This is a genomic window from Stenotrophomonas sp. P5_A9 (assembly GCF_056400525.1).
Map to the genome: position 1 here is coordinate 1 of NZ_JBFULC010000099.1, position 8684 is coordinate 8684.

Genomic DNA, 8684 nt, shown 5'->3' on the forward strand with positions numbered 1-8684 from the left:
GGTGGGTCGGGTCGGGCGCCGGGCCCCATGCCCTTTCCGGCGAATGTCCCCCGGCGTCGGCCTACGGCCGCCCCCTCCTCCTTTATTTCGCCTCCAAGGGCATGGGAGCCCAGCGCCCGACCCACCGACCAGCGACAGAAAAGCCTGGCGTCCACCTACGCACCGCACGCCGAGCCCCGTAGCGGGCGGTAGGCTCCTGGGCAAAATAAAGGAGGAGGCCGCCACGCGGCCGGGGGACATTTGCGCCAGGGGCCTACCGGCCGCTACGGGGCCCTCACGCGCGCGAAAAGCCCGACCGAAAAGGTGCCCCAGATCCCCAATGTCACTCGGACAACCCGACCACCCGACCACACACGTACAGCCGTACGCCCTCTGCACAGCCCCCGGAACAAGACGCCCCTGCCTTCGGAAAAAAGCCAAAAAAAGACCGGCTTTCGCCGGTCTTTTTTCGATTCAGTGGCGCCGGATCACTCCGATTCCCACCACATCCAGAAGCTGTCCCACAGACGCTTGAAGAAGCCGGCTTCTTCCACGGCGGCCACGGCCACCAGCGGCGCTTCGGCGACCACCTTGCCATCCAGCGTCACCTTCAGCGTGCCGATTTTCTGGCCCGCGGTGAAGGGCGCTTCCAGCGTCTTGGGCACGTCGATGGTCGGCTTGAGGTCGTTGTAACGACCGCGCGGCACGCTCACCAGCATCGGCTGGGCCACGCCCAGCTGCACCGTGTCGGCCTTGCCCTTCCACACCTTGTGGTCGGCCACGGCCTTGCCCGGCTCGTACATGCGGTGGGTTTCGAAGAAGCGGAAGCCCCAGTTGAGCAGGGCCAGACTGTCATCGGCGCGCTGCTTTTCCGAACTGCCGCCCAGCACCACCGCGATCAGGCGCTGGTCGCCGCGCTGTGCCGAGCTCATCAGGCAGTAGCCGGCCTCGGAGGTATGGCCGGTCTTGATCCCGTCCACGCTGCCATCGCGCCACAGCAGCAGGTTGCGGTTGGGCTGCTTGATGTTGCCGACCGTAAATTCCTTCACCTTGTTGTAGGCGTAGGTTTCCGGATAGTCGCGCACCATCGCCCGGCCCAGCAGCGCCAGATCGTAGGCGGTGCTGTGGTGGCCCGGCGCGGTCAGGCCGTGGGCGTTGATGAAGTGCGAGTCCTTCATCCCGATCTTGGCGGCATAGCTGTTCATCAGCGAGGCGAAGGCTTCTTCGCTGCCCGCCACGTGCTCGGCCAGGGCAATCGCGGCATCGTTGCCGGACTGGATCGCCATGCCCTTTTCCATATCTTCCAGACGCGCGGTCTGGTTGACCGGGAAGCCGCTGTAGCTGCCGTCGGTACCGGCGCCGCCTTCGCGCCAGGCCCGCTCGCTCATCATCACCTGGTCATCGGGACGGACCTTGCCGTTCTTGACCTCGGCGGCAACGACATAAGACGTCATCACCTTGGTGATGCTGGCCGGGGCCAGCTGCTCATGTTCATTTTCGCCAGCCAACACCTGGCCGGTGGCGTAATCCATCAGCACCCAGGCTTTGGAGACACTGGGTCTGGGCGCCGGCGGGGTGGCGACGGTGGCCGGGGCGGCGGCAGGCGCAGGCACCGGCTGGGGGGCCGGCTGCGGGGTCTGGGCGGAGACCATGCCCACGAACAGGGTCGTGGCCATGGCAGCAGCGGCAAAGCGGAATTTCATTGGACAGCAAGCTCCTGGTGGGGCGCCAAGGTGGAAAGACGGAGTGTGGCCATTGTAGGCCGATGCAACGGTGCGCGCGGGACGCCGCCGCTCGCGGCGGCGGTCAGTCCTTCACGATCTGCGGCGCACCAAAGCCCAGACCGGCGATGCGGCCGGCAAGTTCCGAGGCGCTGGCGTGGTCGGCCGCCGGCACGCGCAGGCGCCAGAGGGTGCGGCCGCCGCTGACGATGTCGCTGATGCTGGCCCCGACGATGCCGGCCGAAGACAGCTGGCCCAGTGCACGGGTGGCGTTGTCGCGGCTGGCGAAGCTGGCCACCTGCAGGAACACGCTGCCCACCTGCTGGGACAGGCTTGCAGGGGCGGGCACCGGTACGGGGGTCGGGCGGGCCACCGGGCGCGGCGGCACGACGGCGGCCACCAGCGGCGCGGCCGGCAGCGCACTGACGGTAACCGGCGCATCGTCGATCTGTGCCGCCTGGGTCGCGGCCGGGCGGCCACTGGCCACCGTGGCGCCCGCGTAAGCCGGGGCCGTGGCGGCTGGCAGGCGGCCGACCAGCTTGTCCATGTCGCTGGGCGAACGCGGCTGCGCGGCAGCGGCCACGCTTGCGGCCGCGCGGCGCTCGCGACGCGAGGGCTTGTCGGCCAGCAGGTTGCCTTCGCCCGGCGTCAGCGCGCGCACTTCCACGTTGCCGGTGCCGCGCTGGGTGATGCCCAGGCGCACGGCGGCGGCATAACTCAGGTCGACCACCCGGCCGTCGTGGAACGGGCCGCGGTCGTTGACGCGCACGATCACCGATTCGCCGTTGTCCAGGTTGGTGACCCGCGCAAAGCTCGGCAGCGGCAGGGTCTTGTGGGCGGCGGTGAAGGCGTACATGTCGTACACCTCGCGGTTGGACGTCAGGCGGCCATGGAACTTGGCACCGTAATACGAGGCGGTCCCCTTCTCGGCATAGCCGCTGGTCTTGTCCAGCACCTGGTACTGCTTGCCCAGCACCACGTACGGCGACTTGTTGCCGACCGGCGAACGCGGCAGGTCGACCACCTCCGGCTCGGGGATGCAGGCCACGTTGGGAATATAGGTGGGGGTGCTGTCGTTGACGCCGGGCTTGTACAAGCCGCCGGCACGGTAGTCGCCGCGGGTAGTCGGATCTTCGGTGGCGGCCTTGTAGGGCGACCCGTCCGGACAATGCGCCGGGCGGTTGCCCTTGCCCTGCACCAGCGTGCCGCTGCCGGGCTTGGCGCTGCCGGCGCTGGCCGGCTTTTTCGGCGCGCTGCTGCAGGCGGCGAGCGCCAGGACCAACAGACCGGGGACCAGCCATCTGCAGCGTGCGCGTGCGTTCATGCCGGCGGCAGCTCCTGTCCGGCGATGGCCTGGGACAACTGGTACACGGCCATCGCGTACATCTTGGAAAGGTTGTAACGGGTGATCGCGTAGTAGTTCTGGAAGCCCAGCCAGTACTGCTTGCCGGTGCTGCCTTCGAGCGTGATCGGCGTGGCGGTCAGGCCTGCCGGCACCGGCGCGCTGGGCTGATAGCCGCGCTGGGCCAGCTCGGACAGGGTCCAGGTGGGCGCCCACTCGGTCGGATTGAATTCTTCGCGGCCGGCGGCCAGTGTGGCTGGCACCGCGACCGGACCGCCGCGCACCCAGCCGCCCTTCTTGACGAAGTAATTGGCGATCGAAGAGAACACGTCGTCGTAGCTGTTGGACAGGTCGCGGCGCCCATCGCCGTTGCCGTCCACCGCGAAGTCCAGGTAGCTGGACGGCATGAACTGGCCCATGCCCATCGCGCCGGCGTAGCTGCCCTTGATCGCGGTGATGTCCAGCTTCTCGTCGCGGGTCAGCGCGAACAGGCGCGCCAGTTCGTCGCGGAAATACAGCTCACGGCGCACTTCGCGCTCGAGCTTGGACGGATCGCCACTGCGCGGGTACTTGAAGGCCAGCGTGTACAGCGCATCGAGCACGCGGTAGCTGCCGGTGTTGCCGCCGTAGCTGGTTTCCACCCCGATGATCGCCACGATCACTTCGGCCGGCACGCCGGTGCGTTGCTGCACGCGCATCAACTCGTCGCGGTGCTGGGCGAGGAATTTCTTTCCGCCGTCGATCCGCGCCTGGCTGATGAACATCGGCCGGTACTCGTTCCACGGCTTGACCCGCTCGGCGGGTCGCGACATCGCCGCGATGATCGGATCGCGCACCTGCGCCTGGGCCAGCGTGGCCTCGATCTGCGCAGCGGGAATGCCATAGCGTTTTGCGGTGTCGCGCACGAAGTTGGCGCGGGCCACCTCGAACGGCACCGGGGTCAGGTCCACCGGCGCGGCCGTAGCGGCAGCGGCCTCCGGCGCGGCTTCGGCCGGGCCCTTCTGCCCCGGCAACGGCTTGTTGGGGGCACCGGACGCCTGCGGCGACGGTGACGGAGAAGGCGGTTGGGTCGCGCAGGCGACCAAACCGAGCGTAAGCATGCAGGCCAGAGTGCGTCGAATCATCGCGGCAGGTTAGCAGGTCAAGGATGAATTAAAACCCCTAAGACCATGAATCACAACGAATTGCCTGCGACAAGGGACAATCGTTAACGCTGCGTCTACAGTGATCGCAGTCAGATTCCCCATTCAGCCATGGATGCATCCGGGCCCCTGACACATCAGGTGCGGGTCAGCGGCAATTATTAAGGTCTGCCGGTTACGTCCCCATCCCCATGGACGCAACCGGCCAAACCGACCCGGTCGGTACCGGCGCGGCGCGCAACTCCCCAGCGCGCGCCTCGCCCCTTGTACCCGTTGGGTCAACTACTCCCCACCAAGCTCCCCAGGCATGTCGCTTGGCTCGACATACCCCTGCTGGCGGGCCGCCATTGTGCCGTCCGTTTACGACAAGTCCATTGATCAGGATCAACGCACTTCATATCTGTGCGCCACATCTCACTTTTCCGTCACTTTGTTGACGATCCGTGCACCAAACCCGCCAAACCCTGACGCTATAAACCTGCTTTGCCGGATATCCGATCACTCCCAGCCGACCGCAGAGGCGAGCCTTCGCTTCCCCCGCTCAGCCGATGAACCATCCTGCCGCTGGGGGCAGGCCCTGACGGGACCTTGGGCAGCACAGTCGCTGCGATGCGCGGGCATCCCTTGCCGCCGCGCGGACCTGAGCCGATCCCGACCGAGCGCGGAGCGCAGCCGCTCGTCGAGGAGGGCGGGCAGTCAGCGAACAGCAGCCACGCATGGCGTGGCGCTACCCATGGGTCAGCCGTAGCCGCCGTGGACGGGCTGATGCTTGCGCGCGGCCATCACCAGGCCGAAACCGGCCAGCAACGACACCGCCGACGTGCCGCCGTAGCTGATCAGCGGCATCGGCACGCCCACCACCGGCAGCAGGCCGGAGATCATCCCGCCGTTGACCAGCACGTACACGAAGAACGCCAGGCCCGTGGCGCCGGCCAACAGCCGCGAGTACGAATCGCGCGATTGCGAGGCGATCCACAGGCAGCGGCCGATCACCACCAGGTACAACGCCAGCACCGTCGCCACCCCGATCCAGCCGAACTCCTCGCTGAGCACCGAGAACGCAAAGTCCGTGGTCTGCTCGGGAATGAAGTTCAGGTGCGACTGCGAACCCTGCCCCCAGCCCTTGCCATCGAATCCGCCGGACCCGATCGCGATCTTGGACTGGATGATGTTCCAGCCTGCGCCGAGCGCATCCATCTCCGGATCCAGGAACATCATGATGCGGTCCTTCTGGTAGGGCCGCAGCAGCCAGAACCACGCCACCGGCGCCGCTGCCGCCACGCCGCCGACCGCCACGCCCACCCACCACCACGGCAGACCGGCCAGCAACAGCACGAACGCGCCGCTGGCCGCGATCAGCACGCCGGTACCGAAGTCCGGCTGCAGCATCACCAGCCCGGTCGGCACGCCGATGATCACCGCGCTGACCATCACCGTGGAAAAACGCGGTGGCAGCGGCATGCGGTGCAGGTACCAGGCCACCATCATCGGCAGACTGACCTTGAGCAGCTCGGCCGGCTGCAGGTAGAACAGTTTCAGATCCAGCCATTGCCGGCCGTACTTGCCCGTGCCGAGCACGAACACCGCCAGCAGCGGGATCATCGAGATCGCATAGATCAACGGCGTGGCCGAGCGGATGCGCAGGATCGACACCCGCGAGATCGCCCACATGGCGCCCAACCCGACCACGAAGCGCGCGCCCTGGGCGAACACCAGGCCGTCGCCGCCGGCGCTCTTGAGCACCGCCAGCCCGATCAGCATCAGCGCACCCAGGGCCAGGCACAGCACCCAGTCCAGCGTGCTGCTGAAACGCACGACCATGTCGGTCGCCCAGCGCAGGAAGACCTTCATCGCGCACGCTCCGGGGTTGTCGGCGGCGGTGCGGCGGCCGGCAYCGGCGCGCCAGGGGCAAGCGGTGACGGCGCGGGAACCGGCGCGCTCGGCAGGCCCACCACGATCGGCAGCGATTCCAGCAGCGCAGCCGCGGCATCGCCGGCGGCCCGCGCGTTGCTGTCACCGCTGTCGAACCCGGTGATGCCGATCGCGGTGGTACCCCGCTCGCTGTCCAGGGGTTCCAGCCCGTCGGGCATCTTGCCCAGCAGCCACGCATCGAACAGCTTGCGCGCGATCGGCGCTGCGGCCGAGCCGCCGTAGCCGCCGCCCTCGACCGCGATCGCCACGGCGATCACCGGGTTCTCGGCCGGCGCGAAGCCGACAAACAACGAGCGGTGACGCAGGTGCATCGGCAGGCTCTTGGGGTTCACCGCCGCCGTACCACGGCGGCTGATCACCTGCGCGGTGCCGGTCTTGCCGGCGATCGTGTACGGCGCGCCGGCCGCGGCCCGCGCGCCACTGCCGCCCGGGCGCATGGTGCCCATCATGCCTTCGCGCACGGCCTGCAGATTGCCGGGATTGGGGCTGACCGGCTTGGTCTCGCCGGCCGGCACCGGGGTCCAGTCGGCATCGAAGCCGGCCCGCTCCTGCATCACCAGGTGCGGGGTGCGCAGCTGGCCGTTGCCGATCCCGGCGATGCCGTGCACCAGCTGCAACGGGGTGACCTTCCAGTCACCCTGGCCGATGCTGACGTTGACCGTGTCGCCGGGATACCAGCGCTCCTTGCGGGTTTTGTACTTGTGCTGCGGCGAGGGCAGGATGCCGCCGATCTCGCCGGTGAGGTCGATGCCGGTCGCTTCGCCGAAGCCGTAATAGCCCATGTAGTGGTCGAAGCGCTCGATGCCCATGTCCAGCGCCAGCTTGTAGTAATACGTGTTGACCGACTGGGTGATCGACTTGCGCAGATCGGTCCAGCCATGCCCGCCGCGGTTGGCATCGCCCCAGCCGCGCGAGGTGCCGGGCAGGTAGAACATGCCGGTGGACAGGATCTTGTCTTCGGGCTTGCGCGTGCCGCTGTCCAGGCCGGCCAGGCCGATCAGCGGCTTGATCGTCGAACCCGGCGCCACGCCACCCAGCACGAGCCGGTTGAACTGCGGCCGCGAGGGGTTGTCGTTGAGCGCCTTGAAATCGGCATGCGAGATGCCGTTGACGAACAGGTTCGGGTCATACGAGGGCAGGCTGACCATGGCCAGCACCTCGCCGGTGCGCGGGTCCATCGCCACCGCCGCGCCGTCGAAATCGCCGAAGGCGGCCACCATCGCGCGCTGCAGATCGGCATCGATGGACAGCCGCAGATCGCTGCCGGACTGCGCGGCGACCCGGCCGATCGTGCGGATCGCGCGGCCCTGCACGTTGGTCTCGACCTGCTCGTAGCCGACCTTGCCGCGCAGTTGCTGCTCGTAATAGCGCTCCAGCCCGGACTTGCCGATGTGGGTCAGCGCCGCGTTGCCCTCGCCGAGGATCTCCAGGTCCTTGTCATCGACCCGGCCGACGTAGCCGATGATGTGCGCGAACAGGTCGCCGTAGGGGTAGCGACGGGTCAGGTACGGCTCCAGCTCCACGCCGGGATAGCGCCAGCGGTCGACCGCGAAGCGCGCCATTTCCTCATCGCTGACGCGCAGCTTGAGCGTGACCGGCAGGAACTTGCGGCGGGCCTTGCGCGACTTGTTGAAGGTCTCGATGTCCTCCGGGCTGAGGTCGAGGATCTTCGCCAGCCCGGCCAGGGTGGCGTCCATGTCCTTGACCTTGTCCGGGGTGATGTCCAGCCGGAACGCAGGCACGTTCTCGGCCAGCAGGCGCCCGTTGCGGTCGTAGATCATCCCGCGCCCGGGCACCACCGGCCGCGGCTTGATGCGGTTGGCCTCCGAGCGGGTGGCATAGACGTCGTGGTCCAGCACCTGCAGCTTGAAGTACCAGCCGCCCAGCCCGATCAGGCAGACCAGCACGCCAAGGAAGCCCAGCGCGGCACGGCGCCGGAACTGTTCCGCTTCGGCGTGGGGATTCTTGGCCTGGCGGCGCACGTACATGTCAGCGACCGCGACGCCCGAAGCGCACCGCATCGAGCAGCACGAACAGCAGCGGCCACAGGCCCATGCCGAGCAGCGGCGCCCACCAGTACGACCACGGCAGGGTCGGTTCGCCGACCACGATATGCACCACCGAACTGACGATGCGGTCGTTGAACAGCAACCCGCCGATGGCCAGCATCTGCTGGGACATCGGGAAAAAGCGGATGCGGGCGCGGAAGCGCTGCAGGATGAAGGTGAGCATCACCAGCCGCAGTGCCTGTTCGCCCAGCACCCCGCCGTACAGCAGGTCGGCGACCACGCCGCTGGCAAACGCGATGCCCAGCCCGACCCGGTCCGGCGCTTCGATGACCCAGTAGGCCAGCACCAGTGCCAGCCAGTACGGCCGCAGCGGCTGCAGCAACGCCGGCAGCGGCAGCAGGCCCAGCAGCAGCGCCAGCACCACGCTGACCGGCAGCACCCACGGTTTGTCGCGCAGGCGGCTCATTCGCGGTTCTCCACCGATTCCGGCTGCCGAGCATGGCTCGGCACTACCGGGTGCGTCGCGGCGGTTGGCTTCGGGTAGAGCCGAGCCATGCTC

The 8684-nt window shown here is 68.0% G+C and carries 6 protein-coding genes; all 6 read right to left on the bottom strand.

Going from position 1 to position 8684, the window contains the following annotated elements; all coding sequences use genetic code 11:
• Window positions 1-467 precede the first annotated feature (467 nt).
• Window positions 468-1682: a D-alanyl-D-alanine carboxypeptidase family protein gene (locus tag AC1DR7_RS19405; protein WP_457319037.1), complete on the bottom strand. Its 1215-nt coding sequence runs from the start codon at window positions 1680-1682 to the stop codon at window positions 468-470.
• A gap of 103 nt (window positions 1683-1785) precedes the next feature.
• Window positions 1786-3024 (bottom strand): septal ring lytic transglycosylase RlpA family protein, encoded by a 1239-nt coding sequence (locus tag AC1DR7_RS19410; RefSeq protein ID WP_457319036.1) that lies wholly within the window; start codon window positions 3022-3024, stop codon window positions 1786-1788.
• Window positions 3021-4166, bottom strand: coding sequence for a lytic murein transglycosylase B (gene mltB, locus AC1DR7_RS19415; RefSeq protein WP_457319035.1), 1146 nt, complete (start codon window positions 4164-4166; stop codon window positions 3021-3023). Before mltB ends, AC1DR7_RS19410 begins: the two co-directional genes overlap by 4 nt.
• A 756-nt stretch (window positions 4167-4922) precedes the next feature.
• Complete coding sequence (rodA, locus tag AC1DR7_RS19420; RefSeq protein ID WP_256777466.1) at window positions 4923-6035, bottom strand: rod shape-determining protein RodA; 1113 nt, start codon at window positions 6033-6035, stop codon at window positions 4923-4925.
• A complete protein-coding gene (mrdA, locus tag AC1DR7_RS19425; RefSeq protein ID WP_478076631.1) occupies window positions 6032-8104 on the bottom strand; it encodes a penicillin-binding protein 2 in 2073 nt (690 codons plus the stop codon). Before mrdA ends, rodA begins: the two co-directional genes overlap by 4 nt.
• Before the next feature lies 1 nt (window position 8105).
• On the bottom strand, window positions 8106-8591 hold the full coding sequence (mreD, locus tag AC1DR7_RS19430) for a rod shape-determining protein MreD (protein WP_256777464.1): 486 nt from the start codon (window positions 8589-8591) through the stop codon (window positions 8106-8108).
• Between the last annotated feature and the right edge of the window lie 93 nt (window positions 8592-8684).